The organism is Streptomyces sp. 3211.6, from assembly GCF_003634815.1.
Taxonomy (GTDB): Bacteria; Actinomycetota; Actinomycetes; order Streptomycetales; family Streptomycetaceae; genus Streptomyces; species Streptomyces katrae_A.
The window spans coordinates 864,480-884,955 of record NZ_RBXC01000001.1 but is presented as its reverse complement, the minus strand read 5'-3'; the positions used below and the strand labels follow the sequence as shown (position 1 = coordinate 884,955).

The following is a 20,476-nucleotide window of genomic DNA, read 5'->3' as shown; positions in this document are numbered from 1 at the left end:
TCCTCCGTGTGCGGATGGCGCAGGTGTGCGACGATCGCGCAATGTTGCGCAGCCTTGAGATCAGTGCGGTTCTGTCGGGACTGGAGGAGGTTCATCGTGATCGCTTGTTCTGGGAGCGCACGATCGAACTGAGCTTGGATTGCTTTGTCTGCGAGCGCGTGGGCCGGACCACAGTGCTGAAGTGGGGGGCCGAGCGCGCTGTCTGCATGAGCGGCCGAGACGAGCACCACTTCGCGGCAGCACGGATCGTGGCGTTCGATGTCACGAGCCAGGACGACCGGCTCGTATTGAAGTCCGTGGTGGACTTCTGGTGGGCGCCGTTCCAGGATGCCAAGCGAGGTGGGCCGGCGACGCCGTTGAGTTCCTGGGTTCGCCTGCACTACGGGTGCTACTGCCCACACAAGGAAGCGTCGGGCAAGGGTTCGATCCAGACGAACGTGCGGCGACCCGGCTCTGTGTATTGCGGCGAGTGCGAGACGGTGATCGCAGCCGATGCAGAAGTTCCGTCGATTCGGCTGCTGGTGTGAGTCCTTGGTAGGGCTTCTCTGCACCAAGGAAAGTGGTGTGATCGTCAGGCTTTGACCCGTTCGTGGGCGAGAGCCAGTCGTCTGTCGCGGTGACGGCCAGCTCGCGGAGCACAGATTCGGTGGAGATGACCGCCTGCAGGCAATGCATCCCCTCATTCTCGCCTGGCGGCTGATCGCGGTGCGATGCCGGGGATGCCTAGGTGTACTGCCCTGTGAGGTTGGGGACGCGGCTGGCGGGTGGTTTGCCTGCGAGTGCGGTGTGTCCGCGGTGGTGATTGTAGGTGTGGAGCCAGCCAGGGAAGGCGTCGCGTCGTTCCTGCTCTGACTGGTAGGGGCGGGCGTAGGCCCACTCCTCGAGCAGGGTCCGGTTGAGGCGTTCGACCTTGCCGTTGGTCTGGGGCCGGTAGGGCCGGGTTCGCTTGTGGGCGATCCCGGCCGCTGTCAGGGCGTCGCGCCAGTCGCGGGAGCGGTAGCAGGCGCCGTTGTCGGTCAGGACCCGTTCGACGGTGATGCCCACGCCGGCGAAGTAGGCCTGGGCCCGGGCCCAGAAGGCGGTGGCGGTCTCCTTCTTCTCGTCGGCGTGGATCTCGCTGTAGGCGAGGCGGGAGTGGTCGTCGACGGCGGTGTGGATGTAGCTGTAGCCGGCGCTGGAGCGGTTCTTGCGGCCGGCCTGGCGGCCGAGGGTCTTGTGGCCGCCGCCGTCGGGGATGTTGCCGAGCTTCTTGACGTCCACGTGGACCAGCTCGCCCGGACGCTCGCGTTCGTAGCGGCGTATGACGGCGCCGGTGGCGCGGTCCAGGTGCGTGAGACGGGCCAGGCCGAACCGGGTCAGGATCCGGTGCACCGTCGAGGGCACCAGGTTGAGCAGGTGGGCGATGCGGGCGGGCCCCCACCGGCGGGCGAGGCGGACCTTGATGATCCGCCGCTCGATGCGGGTCGGGGTCCGGCGTGGGCTGGTGTGCGGGCGCGAGGACCGGTCGGTCATTCCGGCCTCACCCCCGGCCCGGTAGCGGGCCGCCCACCGCTGGGCGGTGGTGGGCGAGACCTGGAATCGCTCGGCCGCCCGGCGCAGCGGCCAGCCGTCCTCGACCACGCAGCGGGCCAGGCGAAGGCGTCCGGTCTCGGTCAGGGGTGCATTACGGTGGGGCATGAGGGCCTTCTGCTGGTCGGTGTAGACGTCGCAATCCACACCGAACCCGGAAGGCCCTCACCCGTTCAAGATCCCTCAGCCGAGACCTGCATCACCCGTCCACAACCTCCCAGGGCAATACACCTAGGTCGACCGGTGCGACCCTGGCGAGCCGACGGGTCTGGTCTCGCTTCTGGCGCAGGAAGGACAGGGTGAGGTCGATCCCTTCGATCTCACCGAGCCACCCCTCTGCTTCGGCCCGGGCCCGGCGGCCCAGAAGGTCGACTTCGATCTCGTCAAGGCGGGGCAGCATCTTCGGGTTGATGTTGATCATGGGACATCTCAGGCAGGCGTGCTCATGTTGGCAAGGTGTCGAGTAGGGGCGGGCGCATCCTCCCAGCTCAACTTTGCGCTGGTCGAAGTGCTCCTCGAAGCCGCGCCATTCGGGTTCGGTGACTGGTCGGTACTCGTCTGTTGGTCGGGCTTGGCGGCGCCGGTCGAGGAATCCCTGGTAGCGCCGGACGACGTCCTCATTGAACACGGCGACGTAACCGCGAGTCGTTTGAAGATTCAAATGCCCGAGCAGGGCTGCTCCGATGTGGATGGGGAGCCCGCTGTTGACGAGTTCCGTGGCCAGGAGTCGGCGAAAATCGTGTGGGGTGAAGCTGGTGGCAAGGAAGCCGGGGTGCTGTTCGGCGAGCTCGACGCAGTGGCGCTTCAGCATGTTCACCACGGTGGTGTCTGACATGACCTCGTGCTTGGTGCCGATCTTGCGTTGGAACAGGAACGGCATGGGCGGGCTGCTCTGTCGTTCCTTCGGGTCGTAGCGGGGCAACAGCGGGATGGTTCGGCTGCCGGTGGTGTGGCGGCGGACGATGGCCGCGATGACGGCGAACAGCTCGGCGGACATGGGGATGACGCGTTCCCGGTCACTCTTCGAGGGAGCGATGACGAGCAAGGCGATGACCTCGCCGTTGGGTCGTTGGTACTGCCGGATGCTGAGATGGGTGAGTTCCAGCGCCTCCTCTATACGCACACCTGAGTGCCGCAGGACCTCAACGATTGCCCACTCCCAGAATGCGGCGTCCTCGGCATGCGTGACGTTGATGTACTTGCCACTCTCCAGGTCGAGGACCCGGACGTTCGCCAGCCCTCCGAGCCGGACGCGGCGCTCGTCGACCCGGCTCCACAGGCGCTGGTAGGTGCGGCCCTCCAGCGTGACGGTCTGTCCGCCGGTTGCGTCCGCGACCTGAGCAAGGAGGTCACGGAGGTGGCCGTACCGGTCTTCCAGGTGTTCCACGAGGGTGTTCAGCAGGGGTTGCCGTTGCCACGTGCGGTCGTCCATGCGTTCCTTGACGCGTCGTTTGCGGATCCCGTAACCGCGGACCTCAGCGTCGGAGACCGGACAGGGTGCCACCCAGATCGCCCACTGCTCAGGTTCCGCCGCCGCCCACGCCTGCAGATCGGCGTAGAAGGCACGGACTGCCCGAAGGATGGGGTCGACGTCGCGCATCCCCTTGCCATCCATGCGGACCGCGACACGCTCGCGCCACCGCTGGTAGAGCTCGCCGTCGATGCGTAGGTCGGGCTGGCTGGGGGCAAGTTGTTCGACGATCGTCCAGAAGTTGCTGGCCAGGTGGCGGGACAGGTTGTCGAGCGTCGAGTAGTCGAGTTCGGGTTTGCGTCGTTCCAGGTAGGCGACGAGCAGGTGCCGGACCCCTGTATTGCGGATCTTGTAGCGGTCGACCAGTTCTTCGACCGTCAATCGCCCGTTGAGGAGGGCGGCCTTCAGCGTCGTCGGCCCATGGGAGGGGAAGTGCTCCATCGTGTGGAGCACTTGCCAGGCCAGGTGTCCGGGGAACCGGCTGCCGGCTCCGCGTGCCCCCAGGACGAGGCCTTGACGGCGACACTCCCACGCGTAGTGCAGGAGGGCTGCGGGGGTCAGGTCGGCCAGGGCGATGCCCTGCGTGGTGAGGGCGACCGCGATGTCGAACAGCGCGGTCCCGTGGTGGATCGGGTTCACCGGCGTGGCCTGGACATCGGCCCAGAACTTCTCCAGCAGCGGGTCGTTCTGGGCGGCGAGGAAGCGCTGCCCGTAGTAGAGGAAGGTGTTCGACCGGAATGCCTCCAGCGAGGGCTGGATGATCCGCAGGCACATCAGGCAGGCAGCGCCGGTGCCGATCTGGCTCCTGTCCCTGGGCGCCGATCTCAGGACGGACACGGGGTTCCCGCCCTGATTGAACCCGCTGGCCTCCCATCGCTCCTGCCAGGTCTCGCCCGGGAACTGGCTCAGGTGGTGCAGGAGGTCGCGGGCGCCGCGGCTTCGGTTCCAGCGGTTGTCGGCCGACTTCGTGGGCCACGTCGTGCGTACCGCCTGCGCGATCTCCTCGATGGAGGCGCGTGTCAGATCGCCTCGGGGGCGTGGCGGGACCGCGGGGGCTGGGGCGGGAGCGGCGTTGACGCTGACGAAGCGGCTGAGTCCCTTCCTGCTCGGCTTGGTCCGGGTGCCAGGTTCAGCCACCGAACACCGCCTTGATGTCCTCCGGGTCGTATCCGGCGGCGAAGGTGCGCTGGGGACGGGGCTTGGTGTAGTGCTCCTGGAGCTTGTCGTGCATGTCCTCCACACGGGCCGTCAGGTAGCGGCCGGTGGTGTCGAGGTGGGCGTGCCGCAAGATCGTCTGCACCTCAGCGAGGGTGAGCCGCTCGTCTCCGGCCATCCTGACCGCCGCAGTGTGACGGGCATCGTGCAAAGTCCAGTTCGTGCCCAGCTTGTCGTTGGCCCGCTGGAGAATTCGGTGCGTCGCCCAATACGTCAACGGGCGCGAATCCCCGCGGCGGGTGCGCCACACCGATTGGCCCGGGTCCGGCAACCCGTCGGCGGCCAGATAGCTGCCCAGGTAGCGGAAGGCGTTCGGGGAGGCGGGCACGGCCTGCCGGATGCGGGTGCCCTTGCTGATCACGTAAATCGGCTGGCCCGACCAGTCGACATCGTCCAAACCGACTCCCAGCAGCTCACTCGCCCTGGCCCCGGAGGAGACGTAGAACTCCAGGAGCGCGCGGTCACGGTCGCAGCCCATTCCGGCGAACAACTCATCCCACAAGTGATCGGGGATGGACCGCGGAGCCTGCGCCGGCACCTTCTGCCTCAGCCGGCCCCGCCGGAACACCGGCGTCGGCTCCAGCGGAGATCGATGTGCAAGAGCCTCGCGAGGCCCCCGCGAGGCCGGCACCGGATTGACCACCGGACCAGCGCCGAACCTCGCGTGAAATGCATAGAACCCGCTGACGACGCTGAGGTTGTGGTTGATCGTGCTCGGCGCGTACCCCTCCCGGAGCGACGGCTTGCCGGTCTTCAGATTGACCTTCCCTGGTGGTGGAGATGCGCCGTTCCGCTTGCGCAGCCGCTGCGGGTTGCGTGCTTCGCGCAGCCAGCCAACCAGCGCCGCAACTTCGGCCTCTGTGGCCCTGTCCCAGGGGATCTGCAGAAACCAGAGCAGCCTGTGCCACCGCAACAGCCCGAATCCGTAGCTCCGGCAGGTCAGCGGGCTAACGTCTCCCAGCACCAGATCCCTCAAGTAGGCACTGACCGGCCCGACCTCGCAGCCGTCAGCGTCCACCAGGACGAACGGAAGGTCTCTCGTCGTCCCTGCGGCTACGGCGCCGACTTCGGGAACCGAGCACTTCCCTTCCATCAGGACACGTCTTACGTCCTCCACCCCACCACGCTCCTGGAAAGACCAGGCAATCCGCCTGGTTCACGATCGAGACATGGTGCAGTTAACAGGTCGGAACCAGCGCAGCAAGGCACGTGCATACGCCTCGATGCTCAGGGGTTCGAAGCCGCATGCCTGGCACGTGCGCAGATAGTCGAGGACAGATACCACCGGCTGGTCCTGTGCGTCGAGGACCAGGAACGGCACGTCGCCGTCGTACGGAGCGACCCGGCCGACCTGCGGCAGACGCAGGCGACCGACATCGCGGACAACCAAAGGTTCGTTCACGAGGCAGCAGTTGAGCAACATCCACCTCCTTCCACACGCAGACACGCCGCAACCCACCTGACCTGGCATTATTCGACGCTTAGTTCACTAAACGGGGTGGAACGCCCGGCAGCAGGTGACCAGATCCGCCTGGTAGCCGGGTTGGGCGGGGGTGAACTTCTCGGCCGGGACGGCGTGCACGGTGGCGGTGCGCTCGCCCAGCTGGGGTCCGAACTCGTCGAGCGCGGTGCGGAGCATCCCCTCGTCCTGGTCCACGAGGTCCAGGTGGGATGCGGGAGGCAAGGTCGGCAGCATGGACAGGGCGACCTGTCCGGTGCCGGCGCCGAGGTCCAGCAGCCTGGGCGCCGCCACGCCGGCCAGTTCCCGGGCCAGGAGTTGGATCACCTGGTCGGGCAGCCGGGGGCGGTATCGGGCGTAGTAGCGGTCCACCGAGTCGAACAGGGACACGGGTCTCCGATCTCGTGGTGTGGGCGTGGTGTTCAACGGCGGGTGTCGGGGACCTGGGGCAGCCAGGGCACGGCGGTCTCGCGGAAGGACTGGTTGACCGGGACAGGTCGGGTGGGTTGCCCAGCGCGGAGAGGGTGACTGCGATGCTGGTGGCGCCGTCGTCGAGGGCGCAGATCTGGCTGCCGCAGGACGGGCAGAAGCCGCGCTTGGAGTCCGGCCACGTGTAGTGCCACGACGGCTCGGCGCCGGACCAGGCCAGACCGTCGAGCGGGAAGGAGACCCACGACATCATCGGTGCCCCCGACAGGCCCTGACAGTACCGGCAACTGCAGGTTTCCCTGTCAAGTCCATGTGTTCACATCATGTGCCTTCTCCGTGTGGTCGCGTGCGGTGGTGGCCGTCGAAGGAGTGGGGCGGCCACCCAACGGTTCGAACGAGCAGTTCCTGTCAGGTCGACTGTGCCTCGTTCACCGGCGCGATGTAGGCCGCTTCGATGAAATTGATGAACCTGTGTAGGTTCTCGTCGTCGAGCACGTTCCCTATGCAGAGCGGCTCTCAGTTCTGCGCTGATTTCCCGATGTTCCACTCACCCAGATACTCCGAAGCGGCGCGCAATTCTCAAAGTCCTGGGATGTAGCCGTTCGCTATCTTCTCGTCAGGTCGAACGGCCCGAATGACTCAAGGAAGTAGCCCAGCGCGTTTCTGAAGTCGCCCTGGTTGAGCATCCTCTGGACCGTCTTTGGACTATCGCACGGTTCTCGCAGAGTTCTCCGTCATCCTGGCCGCGCAGGTCCAGCCGCGGACCTCGGCCCGGGAGTTGGCGCCCTGATGGCGGGCGAGGACGGGGTGCTGGCCGGGGCCACCAAGGGAGCAGGTGAAGTTGCCGACCAGTGGACGGGCGGTCAACCGGCCGTGCTGTGCTTGGTCTCCGGCACTGGGGGCAGCCAGTGCACGGCGTTGTCGCGGAAGGACGCGTGGATCGGTACGAGGTCTGGGCCGCTGGTGTCGTCGAGGGCGGTGACGTTGATGCCGATCTGCGGGATGTCGCTGTCGATCGCCGCGATGCGGCTGCCGCAGGTCGGGCAGAAGCCGCGTTTCGCCTCGCCTTCGAAGGTCTCGTACCAGGTCGGCTCACCGCCCTCACCGGTCCAAGTGACCGTCTCGAAGCCCACCCACCACATCACTGGTGTGCCGCCGAGCTTTTGACAGTGGCGGCAGACACAGGTGTGAGGGAAGACGGCGGGACCTCGGGTGGTGAAACGGATACGGCCGCAGAGACAGCCGCCGGTGCGCGCCCCAGTTGTTTCGGCTCCCTGGGTGTCGGCAACGGGGGGGGCGTTCATAAGGTTATCTCCCGGACGTTATAGGCAAGTTGGGCCCACCAGTGTGCCATCGCCTCCGTGATCGTCAGCCGGGGACGGAGGCGGGGCATCCTGAGCCTCACGGACGACGAGCTCACCGAGGACGAGGTGAACGACCTGCTCGGCGACGACGACCGGGACGCCGGGTGGGAGGACGATGAGGCGTACGACTGGAACCCGTAGGCCGGACCGGAGAAGCCAAGTGCCCGGCGCCGGTCAGGCCGCGTAAGCGAGGAAGTCGGCCACGGCGCGGATGTGCTGGTGGCCGGTGAGCCGGGTGCGGAGGTCGGTGAGGGTGCCTGTGGTGCGGACGGAGTCGATGCCGCCCATGGCGTCGATGACCTGGTGGCCGATGTCGAGGGCGGCGTTGATGTCGCCGAGGCGAGGTGGGCTTCGGCCTGGCGGGCCTGTTCCCCAGGGCTGTCGGCGGAGTCGACGGGCGTCCGTTTCGTGATCACTTGAGCCCGAGCAGGGTGAGCGGGCGGTCCGTGTTGCGGGCGTTGTGTCGCAGAGCGGCGGCGATGTTGGTCGCGCCGGCCAGCCGCAGAGCGCCGATGGCGAGGTTACGCCAGGTGGCCATCGCCCGGGGTGCGTTGCCTGTTCGCAGCTGAGAGGCGTCTTCGGCGATGGTGGTGTCTCTGACGTGGTGCAGGGCTTCGATCTGCCAGTGATCACGGATCAGGGTCGCGAGTTGGGCGGGGTCGGCTTGCTCCGCGGTGAGGCTGGTGACGGCGTAGACGGTCTTGATGGTGGTCTTGCCGGTCTTGCCGGTCTTGCGGCCGGTGCGACGGCGCTTGATCTGGACGGCCTGCCGGGCCCCGGGGAAGAGCAGGCCGTTGACCGTGGCCACCTTGATCCGTCGGATCTCCGAGCGTCCGTGTTCTCTACTTCCCAGGTAATCGGTACCGCAGTCCGGTCCCAGCTCGTTGCTACACAGGCCGTGTCCCATGCAGGTCGCGTCGCATTACCTGGGGCCCAACGTCTCGCCCACGGGGCCCAAAGCCAAGGTGTCGTGGTGCATTCAGAAGGAGGCAGAGTGGACGTCACACCCTCCTACAGTCGAGCCTGTTCGCCGGCGAGGAGCAGTGGCATCGGCAACCAAGCTGATGGCGGGTCTCCGTCGGTCACTGTCCCATAGCCAACAAGCCCGGATGGCGTGTCTCGTGGTCTAGGTGTCCAATGGCATGGGAAGTCTGCGCACTGACGCGCTAATGCAGGCGCCACCCCCAAGGGCGACGTGCAGCCTAAATAGGATGCCGGACTTCTGTTGATCTGCAATGACAGCTTGCCTCGTTTGGAAGCCGCTATGCCTAGCAATGAACCTTCGATCTGCGTGTTCGGGGACCAGACAATCGATTGGGCAATCGAACCAGAAGGTCGGGAACAGCTCCGCTACTCACACGAACGCCTGCATGCGCGAGTGAACCTTCGCAGACAATTTGGCGGCATCTTCTTGCTGGAAAAAATGATGAAAGCAAAGATCGGAGCCGACAAAATATGTCGACACGGCGCCGAATTTACGGAAAATGAATTCGCGAACTACAACCATTCTTACGCAGTATTCGCCAAGTATGCCCGCGATGACCGACCGAAAGAAAAGGAAGGCGATGCACGGAAGGCAAAAGCCAGAAGAGTCGAGCGATACCTTGGGTTTCGTCGGGGTATGGAGCCTGCACATAAATCCCTGCCGGAGCCTCACGGGGGCACACCTAAAGTCATAGTAATCGACGACGCCAACTTGGGTTACAGGGATCAGTTCAAAACCCAGAAAGCTTTGAATGCGATTATTCCTAAGGGCGCCCCGGATCCGCAACCCTGGGTGCTTCTGAAGATGAGCGATGATGCCGTCAATGGCGATCTCTGGGAAATGATCACAAAGCGCCTGAAGGGCAATCCGCGCGACTGGCTTAAAGAGCGCATAATCGTGCAAGTGTCTGCCGCGCGGCTGAGAGAACGGCACGCCGATATCAGCAGAGATCTGTCATGGGAGCGATCCGTCAGCGATGTATTGGTAGAAATCAAAGACGGCTCCCCTCTGGAGAGCCTGAAGTACTGCCGCTTTCTGATCGTGTCCTTCGGCCCTACGGGTGCACTGCTTATAGGCCGCGACGAAACACCAAAACTTGTCTACGATGAGACGTCAGTGGAAGGGGACTGGGAAGAAAAGCATAAACGGCTTGGCATGATGTTCGGTTACGGCAGTTGCCTGTGCACCTGCCTGGGAGCCGAGCTGGCGAATAACGATCCTGGTTCCGCACATACCAAGCTGGTTAAGGGTATCAGGGACGGGCTGACCTGCATGCAGCGACTGCACGAGAAAGGGTTTGAGTGCAATCCGGGTACAAACGAGTTCACAGTACCGATCGAAATATTCACAAAGAGAGCTACGCACAAACGGGTGCTCAAAGAGTCCGATATCCCCGAAGGAGACAACGCCACGAGTGGACGCCGCCCACGCATATTGTCGGAACCTTCCGGCACACAAGTCCTTAAAGTCGCAAAGAAGGGCTTGAAGGGCTTGAAGGACCTTAGTGAGGATTTGCCTGTCGGGAAATTTGGCGAACTGGTGACGGTCGACAGAGAAGAGATAGAGAGCTTGCGGGCGATCCGAAACTTGGTATCCAACTACTGCGACAAGGCCGGATTTGACACCAAGCCACTAGCCCTTGCTGTTTTTGGTGGCCCTGGGTCTGGGAAGAGTTACGCCATTAAGCAGCTGGTGAAGCCGTGGCAGAAAGATGGCCACATAGCACCGCTTGATCCATTCAACTTGTCTCAGTTCAACACTCCTTCCGACCTCGTTGGCGCGCTTCATAGCATCCGGGATGCTGGATTGAGGGGGTCAATCCCTCTAGCCTTTTGGGATGAGTTTGACACTTCACTGGGGATGCCTCTCGGCTGGCTCAGGTACTTCCTTGCACCAATACAAGATGGGCAATTTCAACAGGGAGATCAGGTTCATCTGATAGGACCGTCGGTTTTCGTGTTCGCTGGAGGCACTTTCCCGACCTTCGCAGAGTTCAATTCCAAGGTTAATGACACACCTCCCGAGACTAAGGCCGTTGACTTTGTTAGCAGACTCCAAGGTTACATCGACATACCATCTGTGGACATTCCAGGCTGGAGCAAGCCGAGCGCCCGCCACCGGCCTTCAATCAGTAGGTCCACTCGGCCGTCAATCCGTAGGTCAAAAAGGAGCACGTCGCCGCCTGATGGATACCTGATGCTCCGCCGGGCGCTGATCCTCAACTCCCTCTTGAAGTCAAACAGCGTTGGGCAAGATGGAGATGGCTCCTTCGATGTGGATGACGCAGTGTTGCGTGCTTTTCTTGGAGTGCCCGGGTATGAGCACGGAGTACGCTCCATGGAAGCCATCATCAAGATGAGTTCGCGCGGAAATGGCGAGCCGCTCAACCGGTCCGCCATTCCCACTCTGGAGCAAATCAACCTGCACGTCGACGGAGAGAAGTTTCTGGATCTGATGCATCAGCATGAATAGTCCGCCAACGGGCTTTGCCGAAGTGCTGCTGAACTTGATTAGGTGATGTCGGGGCCGCTCGCCTGACGGTGGTTGGTCCGATCCGGTAGCACCAGGCTGTGAGGTACGCGCAGGGCATCGGGTTGACCGACGCCGGGGAGGGCCGCACGGGAGCGTGTCCGGCTTCAGGCCGTGGAACGCCAGACAGACATCAAGCCCCTGGTAGGCCCGACACAGCACAGTGCAACATGCAAACCCACAGGCCCAGCCCCCGCCATACCCCGTTTGGCAACACGACACCAAAGCAAGAACAACCGTCCTCACCCCGATGCGGGGATTCGCTGACGGAAAGTGCGAGAGACCGGACCACGCCTCCATAAACCGAGCTGCCGATCTTCCCGCCCATCGGCCCGGCCCTTGCCGCCCTGCCCGACCCCCGCGCCGCCGTCACCGACGCTGCCCTCGAAGCCGTCACAGACGACAACTACACCTGGGGCTGACCGCCGGCCTGCCTCGCGCGGGGTGCACACGCGAGCATCCCGTCGACATCCTCGCCCGCGTCCAGTTGAGCCGGGCCAAGGACTACGTCCGCGAGTTCAATGCCGCCCTCGCCCCCTGGCGGCGCGAGCCGGCCGTCCGCGAGTTCATCCACCGGACCCGCAAGGAGCTCGGCGTCGCAGTGTGACGGCCTGCTCGCTCTAATCGCCGGACGGGCGGAGCGGGATGACGTTGCCGGGGGCAGGATGGTCCTGGCTGTCGGGTTTCCGGAGGATGAGGACGGCTGCCGCGAGGGCCATCTGCTCTGCTCGATGCCGGGCCTCGGCCTCGGCAGCCCGGGAGTCCTTGAGAGCTTCCTTCAGGCGGACCACCTCTTTGCGAAGCCGCTTTTCAACCTCCGGTGTCTGGTGCGTTTCCGTACGCACCCGCGCGTAGAACTCCTCCTTCAGGTCGGCGTGACGCTTTTGCAGCGCCATGCGGTGGACACCGGCCTCTGCGGCGAGAGCGATCACGGTGAGGCTGCCGTTGGAGCAGGTGGGCTGGCCGGCCAGAAGGCAGTCCATGGCCGTGCGGATGCGGGAGCGTTCGTCCTCGTGCTGCTGGTTCATGCGATGGCCTCCTCGGCGTACTGTGCGGCGGAGTCGTGGGCGTCGGCGAGAACGCGGAAGCGGTTGGCGGTCCTGCGAAACCGGTCGCCCAGAGGCTGGGGCATGAGGGCTGCCTTCGCATGGAGCCGATCAGCGTGCTCTCGTGCCGCCTGCGCGTGGCTGTCGGTGCGGACCGCGTTGCCGCAGCCGAGCTGGCAGGCGAACTGGTTGGGTGCCGTCGCCCCGGGATCGGGATCGCACAGGGCCGTGTCGCGTTTGAAGGCGCAGATGAGGAACGCGTCCGGGTTGTCGAAGAGGACGAGGCCGTCGCGCGCGAGGAACTTGGCGGCGGCCTTCGGGGTGGTCAGGGCGCCTTCGAAGCCGGGGATCGAGGTTGCTCCGATGAGAGCCCGCCGAGCAGCGGGACCGGAGATCTTCTCGCCGGCCGCTGTGGCGTCGCGCAGCCGCGCTGCGGTCTGCGCGGCGGCGAGAGCGGTCTCGACGTCGAGTTCCCCCGTGGAACCCTCGGCGGGCGCGGCTGCCGTAGCCGGTGGAGGTTCGGGCGTCCAGGGCAGTGCGCATGTGTCCGTACTGGATAGCGAGGGCGACCAGGCCGCCGGGGCGGCGGGCGATGTGCCAGGCCAGCGTTCTGCGCAGACGACTCAATCCAAGGTTTCCGTGCGGGTCCGCTGGCACCATCTGGGCGGGCAGGCCCTGGGCGGCGGCCTCCTGGTTGATCCACGACACGAGATCCTCGACGCGGCGGTCCAGAGTGCCCCGCTTCAGCGCACCGTGGTGCTTGCGCCGGCCGACGACATCGTGGTGGGTGGAGTTGAACAAGAGCTCGCCCTTGGGGACGATCCGTTCGAGAACGCGGATGGCGTTGACGACCGGGGTGATCGCGACCCAGGGGACTGCGCGCTCCTCACCAGCGGATATGTGGTGGCCGTCGGAGTCGCGGACGTTCTTGTAGTGGTGGGCACGGATCAGATGGCGCGGCATGGAGCCGTCGGGATTCGGTTGCGGGTCCGGACAGCAGCCGGATCGCAGCGACCGGGCCTCCTGGGGGCGCATGCCGGTCAGGTACAAGATCACGATTGCGGCGGCCGTGGCCAGGTGGCGCACCAGGATCGGTGTCTCCTCGTAGTCCATGGACTCGCGCCAGGGGCGCCCCTCGATCCGGCCTGTCACCGGCACCTGCATCGGGCTGGGGCCGGGCCGCCGGCGGTGATCTCCCGGAGCCCGTTCCGAGAAGCGAAATGGTGGACTTGGTTCCAGCTGGCCCCCGTGACAGCGGCGACGTAGTGGTGCGCCAGGGTGACGCCGTGCAAGCGGCTCACCGTGGCGGGCAGGAGATCCCCGGAGTCGACCAGCGGCAGCAGATACCCCTTGACGGCTGCCAGGCCCTCCCGGGTGCTCGGGGTAGCCTTCACGCGGGCGTGCATCCGGCCGCGCTCGGCCCAGGCGGCCAGGATGTCGTCGGAGAAGTCCTCGACCAGTCGGATCGACCAGGTCAGCAAGGGACCGATCACAGCTGGGTCCAGCGGCTCGGTCTTGTTCTCCCCACCCGCCTCTCCCGTTTCAGCCGGCAGGTAGTCGTCGATGCCCTCGTCCTCCCAGGGAGGACAGGTGATGCCGCAGGGGCTGACGGACAGCTGGTCGAAGGCCCACAGGTCCGAGAGCCAGCGCAGAACCGTCTGGGCATGACCGCGCGTGCAGCCGCTGGTGCACTTGGCGGCGTACACCTTCCAATGCTCCATGGTGCAGTCACTGAGCTGGGACACGCCTTGCCGGTCGAGCCAGCGCGCGAACTTCAGCCACTGCAGGATGTTGTCGCGCATGCTGAGCACGCCGTCGCGTGTCCGGTTCTGAAAGCCCCGTTCCCGTATGTAGGTGGGTCGCAGCTCGCCGTTGATCAGGACCCAGACGATGCGCCTGAACTCGCTCCGCAGGGGGGCGGGGCACGCCGTCCATCTGATCTTGTGGATGCTCTCCCCGGGGTTGTCGGTCAGCGGTCCCATCGACCAGATGTCGTCGCCGTAGCGGGAGTTGGGGTGGGTGTTGCCGGCGCTGATCCACCGGTCCAGCACCACCGGGCTGTCCGGCTCCGGCAGGGGAAGGATGTAGGGATCTGCCTCGATGGTCAAAGCTGTCGTCACGCGGCGAGGTCTCCCTTGAGCAGATGGTCGATGATCGTTCGGTCGCGCTCGGTGACCCGGGCCAGAGCGGCGTCCCAGGTGCTCTCGTTGACCTTCGTCCGCAGATCATCGAGTCGCTGGAGGTGTTCGTCCCATCGCTTGTGCCAGAGTTTCTCGGGCCAGCTGGAGCGGAGAGATATCAACTGTCGGCGCAGGAGCGCGAGGCGCGGGTGGTGGCCGGTGTGGACCCGGGAGTTCTCGCAGGATAGGCAGAGCAGGAAGTCGGCGCCGCAGCCGCCGCTCGGGTCCGGCCAGGGACTGGCCTCCTCGTCCGCGCAGTCCGCGGTCGCGGTCTCCTGGTGGGCCGCGTCGGCCGCGTCCGTAAGCCGCCCCTTGAAGGTGTAGTCGCGGGCCTGCTCGAGGGCTTCCTCGGCGCCGGCCGCGATCACGTCCACGGCGGCTTGCTGGACGTTCTCGTCGGGCAGGACGTAGATGCTCTCGTGGGTGCCACGTTTCTGCTGCAGCGGCTTGCCCGTGGTGGTGACGGTGGTCCTGCGGGCACGTTGGAAGGGCGAGCCGATCTTGTGAGTTCTCGCCCATACTCGCGCATCGGCCTTCGACACCCCGAAGCACAGCGGGCCGACGTTCCGGGGCCGGTCCAGATTGGAGTCCACGTCAGTACGGCGCCGGTTGCGGGCGACCATCATCAGGTCGTGGCCGGGCGACAGGGCAGCGGCCAGGGCTCGCCCGTGCTGCGTGGCCTCCAGGGCCTGGGTGATGAGCCGGCCCGGCGAGTCCGCGCCGGAGTCGGTGTAGTTCTCCGTGTCGAACCAGCGCCCCTCGCCCGAGCGGCGCTTCTCCACCAGGACCTCGTAGGTGACCGTGGCCGTCTCTCCCGCGGACGGGGTGATGACGGGCACGTGCAGACGGTCGTAGACCGACAGATTCCAGCCGAAGCGGTCCGTCATCATCACGGCCAGGGCCGTCAGTTCCGCCCGGCTCAGGAACAGCCGGCTGGTCGTCTTCCCGCGGTTCTTTCCGCGCAACAGCCCTTCGGCTCGGGTGTAGACCTTCCCGTCCTTGTCCGGGTATCCGGGCAGTTCGCCCGTGGCGGCGATGTGCTCGAGGGCCGCCCCGATCCTCCAGTCACGGCTGTCCGGGTCCAGTGCACCCGCCCGGTAGCGGGCGAGCAGCGTGGTGTTCTCTCGGATCCGCAGCAGCGCGGCCCGGAACTGTCGTTCGGCGATCAGCAGCACCTGGTCCCGCTCCGACGGCCGGTAGGACTGCTTGGACGGCTTGCCCTTCTTCGGAACCGGGCGGGCCAGCTCCTCGGCGGCCAGTCCCTGCGCCAGCCGCGGTTCGCGCTTCAGCAGCGTACGTATCTTGGCCAGGGCCTCGCGCCCGCCGGGGCTGTCCTTGTGGTTGTTACGCCAGAGCCGGAGCGCGGCCGAGGTGAGATCGCCGAGATCCTCGGCCGGGTGCGCCTGGTCCTTGAGGAACCGGGCGAAAACCTCGACGGATCGCCAATACGACTCACCGCTCGCGTGGCTGTTCCACCCCATGGACTGCTCGGCGAACGCTCGCGCAAGGGAGCAGCGCATCGCCTGGGGCACGGCAAGCGCGGCGAAGTCGAAGACGCGCTCGAAGCCTTCCTTGTTCACCACGGTGACCCGTACTCCGTCGGCTGCGATGCGCTGGGTCGCCTGGAAGTCTGCCGGCGGAAGGACGGCCCTGCGGCCCCGCCCGCTCACGATGCCTCCGCGACGGGGAGAGTATCGAACAGCACCTCGATGTCTTGGATCCCGGACGTTTCCCGGGCCAGCCGGGTGAACAGGCCGTTCAGATCCTTCATCTGGTCCGTCTCGTCGTGCTCATCCTCGGTGTCGAAGGCGAGGATCGACTCCAGTTGCAGGTGCATGACCGGGTTGAGGTAGTGCTCCTTCGTCGTCTCAACGTCCCGGTGCCCCAACAGGGTCTTCACCAGCCACCACGGGTCGCCGTAGAGCTGAGCGAAGTCGCGCTGGTCGGAGGCGGTCAGCCCGTACTTCTTGTCCATGAGCTCGTTCAGCACGACCAGCATGTAGAGCGCCATGGAGTGACGCGCGGCATGCGGCGTTGCATACGGGACCTTCCCCCGTACCGCAGCCGACCTCAGCGGGCGCGGGACCTCTCGCTCCTCTGGCGTCAGCAGAGCTTCCTCGCACCGCTGGTTGGCCTGCCGGAACAACGTATTCCAGCGGTCCGGCAGCATCGGCATGCCCTGCTCGGTCAACCACAACCACGCCGGTTCCGGGCCGTGTGGGCCCTCGACGAACAGCCACTGCCTCTCTCGCCAGTCCAGCAGGCTCAATTCCCGCCTGCCTGCCGTCCCATCCCGCTCCACCCAGTGCACAACCGGAACCGGACCATGCGTCACGTCCGTGACAAGCCGCATCAGGGGCAGCTTCTCGTAGCGGCCCTCCCCCTGGGCGCGCTGGATAGCCCACGCCCGCTCGGACTCGCTGTAGGCACCGAGCTGGCGCACCGACTCGATCGACGCGTAGAAGGTGCGGTCCCGCTTCGACCGCGACAGGGCACTCGCCACCAGGCCATGGCAGTAGCGTCCAGACCGAAGACGCCGGGTCGGTACTTCGAACGTCAGCATCGCCCCCGCCTCCTGCCGCCGCAAACCCGAGCTCAGCGTCAGTCCCACAAACGCGGTGTTCCGCAGTTCGGTTCGCCCGTCCCAGCCGGGCAACGGCGCCCCATCGCGGCCAAGTCCTCGCAGCCCCAGGTCTTGCCACAGGCCCCAGGTACGCGGAGTCAGCCACGACACCCGAGAACTTCGCGCACTTGCCGATCGGTCCGCGCGACGACCCACATCTACCGGGAGAGGATTGACCTTCGCCCATCTGTAGAGCTGGGCAGCGCAGCCGCCTCCCGGTTCCACTTCGTTCCGCCGATCCGCTGAGGATTCAACGGAGAGTCGACGCGGAATTCCTTGTACGCCCGCAAGTCCGCAACTGTCGCAGCCCGCCAGGGAACACCCCGCCGCCAAAGCCACGACAGCAGCAAACGGATGTCTGTCGCGTAATTCCGACGCGACTCCCGTTCCAGGTCGCGAAAATCCGGCGACAGGGCGAACTCCAACAATTCCGCGTCCACGGCGAAATCAGGCCGCACAAAAACCGGATCACCCGGCCGAAGCCCCACCGCATCCACGGCGGCCGGCAGGTCGCGGACCCCCAGCACTCCCTCCTCCGGCAGCGGCCCCCACCGCTCCGGATCCGGCACGAACACCAACCACCACTCGTCCAACTTCCACCCCTGTGAGTCCCTTGAACTCACTCAATCATCAGGGAAGCACACGTGGGGGTAATCGGGCTCTCCGGTGACCGTGAACTGGACCTTCCTGCACAGGCAGCCGCCGGACCGGGCAGCGGTGGAAGTGGGGGCGGGTGAGGTCATGAGGTGAACTCCTTCGGCACCAGGGTGGGTTCGGGGGCTTGCGGCGGGACGTTCGCTGACGGCTGGAGGGCGGCGGGCAGTGGCCAGGACAACAACTCGTTCGGCCCGCTGCCGGCGCTGACCCACTGGGTTCCGTCCGGTTCGAGGTGCAGTCGGTAGGAGGACGGTGCTCCGGCCGCCTGCCATCGGGTGGCGGTGTCCTGATCTCCGCCCAGATGTCGCGGGGCCCGCAGACCGTGACCGTCCACGTCCCGGAGTCGTCCGGCCGGGCAGTGACCCAGGACCCGCAGTCGGGGGCCCCGATGACCAGGTGGTCGGCGGCCCAGTTCCGTACGAGCCCGGGGTGCAGGTGGTCCAGGGCCAGCCACAGCCCCCGCGCATCATCCGGCGGCGGGCCCGTGTGCGTGGTGCGGGTGCTGCCCCCGTCCGCGGCCTCGATCCGGCCCCGCAGACCGGGTTTCAGGTAGAGCTGGCTCCAGCCGTGGCCCGCCCGGTGCCCGAGCCGCACTGCTTCCAGACGGGCCCGGACGCGCCCGCTGCCGGTCCTGGTGAGGACCGCCAGGCCCGGCCAGGACGGCGAGGAGGTCGACAAGGTCGCCAGCGCCAGCCCGCCGGCGGCCAGCTGCTGTGGCCAGGCCTCCGGTACCCGGGTGACCGCGTACGACACGAAGATCCGGTCGTAGTAGGCGCCGGCAGGCCAGCCGTTCTGCCCGTCCCCCGTGACGGCTGTCGGCCGGTGGCCGAGCAACGCCAGCCGCTCGCGGGCGGCGGCGGTGACGTGCTCGTCCCGGTCCACGGTGACCACCCCGGCATCACCTGCGATCAGGCACGCGACGGCCGCGGTCACTCCCGCACCGGTCCCGACGTCCAGGACCCGCTGGCCCGGCCGCAGGTCGAGACGTTGCAGGAGCGCGACGGTCATCGCGGCCGTGCTGGACATCGCCGTCATCGACCCGCCCGACCGCGGGGACGGCACCCGGCCCAGGATCGGCTCGCCGTCGTGCTGGATCAGGACGCTCTCTCCTCCGTACAGCAGCCCGAGCAGTTCCTCCCGGTCCGCGGGCACGGCCCAGTCGAGCAGGTCCCAGCGCGGCGGAGTCTCGTCCGGCCCGCTGCGCCGTACGTACGCCTGCGGCATCAGCACCTCCCGCCGCACCGCGAGGAAGGCGTCCCGGACCGGGCCCGCCCGGAGATGGCCAGCCGCTTCCAGGCCAGCGACCATCTCCGCCCGCGCGACCGTCGCTCGATCCTCAGGGGAAGTTTCGGTCCGGGCGGGCGGTACGAGGGGATCGGGCACGTACGACTCCTTGGGCAGGGGGACGGGGACTGCGGGCGGGAAGCGCGGGGCGGTCAGGTCCATCCGAGCTCGGTGTAGGGGCGACCGGCTCGGATGCCTTCGATCGCCGCTCGGGTGTAGGGGACGATCGGCTCGGGGAGGGCGTCGGCGGGCCACCAGCCCCAGGAGACGCAACGGTCCGGCTCCCGGACCTCGGGTGTTCCCGTCCACTGCCGGGCGCGGAAGACGAACCCGATTCTGGGCTGGTCCCCGGGCTTGTCGACCATGTGCACCACGTGGGCGAGCTCGACGTCGGCCGGGTCGATGAGCAGCCCGGCCTCTTCCTGCGCCTCGCGGACCAGGCAGGCCACGGCGGACTCCTGCTCGCAGTGCCCGGCGAGGAAGTGGTGGGTGCCGCCGGCGTACGCGGAGCCGGGGTGGCGCAGGCCGAGCAGCACCTGGCCTTCGCGTTCTAGGTAGAGGTGGACGCCGACGATGTGCGGGACGCTGGTGCTGCCCGCCTTCGGCCTGTCCGGCGCGAGGGAGGCGTCCTGGGGCGCTGTCGTGCTGCGGGCGGCGTCGTGGGCGTGTCGGCGTACGAGGTCCAGGGTCGAGGGGCTCAGCCTCAGACGCTCCATGGCGTCGGGGCGGAACCAGGCCAGCATCACGCCCTCGGTGAGCGGCAGGCGGGTGGGGTCGCCGTTCCACTGGGCGGTGAACACCTGCACCGGCACGGTCAGGCCGTCGGTGCCGGTGGCGAGCTCGACGGCGAACGGCTCCACGACGCCCGGCTCGAGCCCGGCTTCCTCCCGCAGTTCACGGCGGACGGTGTCTTCGAGCGAGGTGTCGCCCGGCTCGCGGCCGCCGCCGAGCAGCGCCCAGGCCCCGGGTTCCCAGATGCCGGGGAGATCATCGCGTAGGTGCAGCAGGTAGCGGCCGTGCCCGTCGTGGATCAGCGCCGAGGCGTTGACCGGCTCGATGCGGCCGTCGAGCCCGGACGTGGTGAGCTTCGCCCGCAGCTGCGGGGCCGTGACCTTGTCGAAGGCGACCCATTGCGGGGCCGAGACCTCCTCCGGTTGCACCGTGACCTTGACGTCCTTGTCCACCAGCTGGAAGACGAAGCGGAAGTCCCAGTGCTGGTGCGCGCCTTCGCCCTTGACCGGGTTGGCGTCGATGTCGAAGACGTCGATGTCGATGGGCAGGTACCCGTAGGCGGCGGTGGCGCACAGGGCGCCGGGCGGGATGCCGGCCTCCTCGTGGACTTCGCGCAGCGCCGTCTCCAGCAGGGTGCGATCCCCGGCCTCGACGTGCCCGCCGGGTGCCAGCAGTAGCCCGAAGGCGTTGTGGTGGACGAGCAGCACTCGGCGGTTGTGGTCGACGACGACCGCGCTGCACGTGACGTGTCCCGGCATGGTGGAGCGGCTCGTGGGCTCGGCGTCCTCGTCCAGCAGCCGCAATAGAGGTGCCAGCAGCGGCACTTCATCCGGGTGCCGTTCCAGGTAGGCGGTGACGAGATCGCGGATGTGTGAGCGGGTGGGCGGCAACAGGGGCCTCACAGGTCGGGGAAAGGGCGGAGTGGAGGGGGGC

General features: G+C 66.7%; 17 protein-coding genes and 1 pseudogene. 3 read left to right on the top strand and 15 right to left on the bottom strand.

Going from position 1 to position 20,476, the window contains the following annotated elements:
• The first annotated feature begins 41 nt into the window (after positions 1 to 41).
• Positions 42 to 527, top strand: a complete 486-nt coding sequence (locus BX286_RS04350) for a hypothetical protein (RefSeq protein WP_261993351.1) — start codon at positions 42 to 44, stop codon at positions 525 to 527.
• A 196-nt stretch (positions 528 to 723) separates the two neighbouring features.
• Here the strand turns inward: BX286_RS04350 and BX286_RS04345 are convergent, their stop codons facing one another.
• The 7 genes and pseudogenes from BX286_RS04345 to BX286_RS37355 form a co-directional block, all read right to left on the bottom strand.
• Complete coding sequence (locus tag BX286_RS04345; protein ID WP_121017553.1) at positions 724 to 1,677, bottom strand: IS481 family transposase; 954 nt, start codon at positions 1,675 to 1,677, stop codon at positions 724 to 726.
• 91 nt (positions 1,678 to 1,768) lie between these two features.
• Positions 1,769 to 4,177, bottom strand: coding sequence for a site-specific integrase (locus BX286_RS04340; protein WP_121014568.1), 2,409 nt, complete (start codon positions 4,175 to 4,177; stop codon positions 1,769 to 1,771).
• Entirely contained in the window at positions 4,170 to 5,273 is a 1,104-nt protein-coding gene (locus BX286_RS04335) for a tyrosine-type recombinase/integrase (RefSeq protein ID WP_261993350.1), read from the bottom strand. The genes BX286_RS04340 and BX286_RS04335 overlap by 8 nt, the downstream gene beginning before the upstream one ends.
• 138 nt (positions 5,274 to 5,411) lie before the next feature.
• Entirely contained in the window at positions 5,412 to 5,678 is a 267-nt protein-coding gene (locus tag BX286_RS04330; RefSeq protein ID WP_121014567.1) for a hypothetical protein, read from the bottom strand.
• Between the two features lie 66 nt (positions 5,679 to 5,744).
• Positions 5,745 to 6,104 carry a class I SAM-dependent methyltransferase gene (locus tag BX286_RS04325; protein ID WP_121014566.1) on the bottom strand — a complete coding sequence of 120 codons (360 nt, stop codon included), beginning with the start codon at positions 6,102 to 6,104 and terminating at the stop codon, positions 5,745 to 5,747.
• A 166-nt stretch (positions 6,105 to 6,270) separates the two neighbouring features.
• Positions 6,271 to 6,393 (bottom strand): annotated as a pseudogene (locus tag BX286_RS37360) (aldehyde-activating protein); the annotation flags it as partial.
• A 613-nt stretch (positions 6,394 to 7,006) separates the two neighbouring features.
• Positions 7,007 to 7,285: a GFA family protein gene (locus BX286_RS37355; RefSeq protein ID WP_261993614.1), complete on the bottom strand. Its 279-nt coding sequence runs from the start codon at positions 7,283 to 7,285 to the stop codon at positions 7,007 to 7,009.
• A 219-nt stretch (positions 7,286 to 7,504) separates the two neighbouring features.
• Here BX286_RS37355 and BX286_RS36390 point away from each other — a divergent pair, with 219 nt between their 5' ends.
• The gene (locus BX286_RS36390; RefSeq protein WP_187344083.1) at positions 7,505 to 7,648 is read left to right on the top strand and encodes a hypothetical protein; all 144 of its coding nucleotides are present in this window, start codon (positions 7,505 to 7,507) and stop codon (positions 7,646 to 7,648) included.
• A gap of 271 nt (positions 7,649 to 7,919) precedes the next feature.
• On the opposite strand, the gene BX286_RS04310 is transcribed toward BX286_RS36390, so the two are convergent.
• Positions 7,920 to 8,414, bottom strand: a complete 495-nt coding sequence (locus tag BX286_RS04310; RefSeq protein ID WP_398898193.1) for a transposase — start codon at positions 8,412 to 8,414, stop codon at positions 7,920 to 7,922.
• A gap of 357 nt (positions 8,415 to 8,771) precedes the next feature.
• Between BX286_RS04310 and BX286_RS36020 the strand changes: the two genes are divergently transcribed.
• Positions 8,772 to 10,964 (top strand): hypothetical protein, encoded by a 2,193-nt coding sequence (locus BX286_RS36020; RefSeq protein ID WP_148710253.1) that lies wholly within the window; start codon positions 8,772 to 8,774, stop codon positions 10,962 to 10,964.
• 677 nt (positions 10,965 to 11,641) lie between these two features.
• On the opposite strand, the gene BX286_RS04290 is transcribed toward BX286_RS36020, so the two are convergent.
• From BX286_RS04290 to BX286_RS04260, 7 genes are all read right to left on the bottom strand, one after another.
• Positions 11,642 to 12,049, bottom strand: a complete 408-nt coding sequence (locus tag BX286_RS04290; protein ID WP_121014563.1) for a hypothetical protein — start codon at positions 12,047 to 12,049, stop codon at positions 11,642 to 11,644.
• A gap of 1,166 nt (positions 12,050 to 13,215) precedes the next feature.
• Positions 13,216 to 14,187: a hypothetical protein gene (locus tag BX286_RS37825; RefSeq protein ID WP_148710252.1), complete on the bottom strand. Its 972-nt coding sequence runs from the start codon at positions 14,185 to 14,187 to the stop codon at positions 13,216 to 13,218.
• Positions 14,184 to 15,917, bottom strand: a complete 1,734-nt coding sequence (locus BX286_RS04275) for a hypothetical protein (protein WP_121014561.1) — start codon at positions 15,915 to 15,917, stop codon at positions 14,184 to 14,186. The genes BX286_RS37825 and BX286_RS04275 overlap by 4 nt, the downstream gene beginning before the upstream one ends.
• Positions 15,914 to 16,810 carry a hypothetical protein gene (locus BX286_RS37820; protein WP_315974693.1) on the bottom strand — a complete coding sequence of 299 codons (897 nt, stop codon included), beginning with the start codon at positions 16,808 to 16,810 and terminating at the stop codon, positions 15,914 to 15,916. Before BX286_RS37820 ends, BX286_RS04275 begins: the two co-directional genes overlap by 4 nt.
• 218 nt (positions 16,811 to 17,028) lie before the next feature.
• Positions 17,029 to 17,463 (bottom strand): hypothetical protein, encoded by a 435-nt coding sequence (locus BX286_RS37815; protein WP_315974692.1) that lies wholly within the window; start codon positions 17,461 to 17,463, stop codon positions 17,029 to 17,031.
• Between the two features lie 37 nt (positions 17,464 to 17,500).
• Positions 17,501 to 18,835, bottom strand: a complete 1,335-nt coding sequence (locus tag BX286_RS04265; protein WP_261993349.1) for a protein-L-isoaspartate O-methyltransferase — start codon at positions 18,833 to 18,835, stop codon at positions 17,501 to 17,503.
• A 128-nt stretch (positions 18,836 to 18,963) separates the two neighbouring features.
• The gene (locus BX286_RS04260) at positions 18,964 to 20,433 is read right to left on the bottom strand and encodes an NUDIX domain-containing protein (RefSeq protein WP_121014560.1); all 1,470 of its coding nucleotides are present in this window, start codon (positions 20,431 to 20,433) and stop codon (positions 18,964 to 18,966) included.
• Between the last annotated feature and the right edge of the window lie 43 nt (positions 20,434 to 20,476).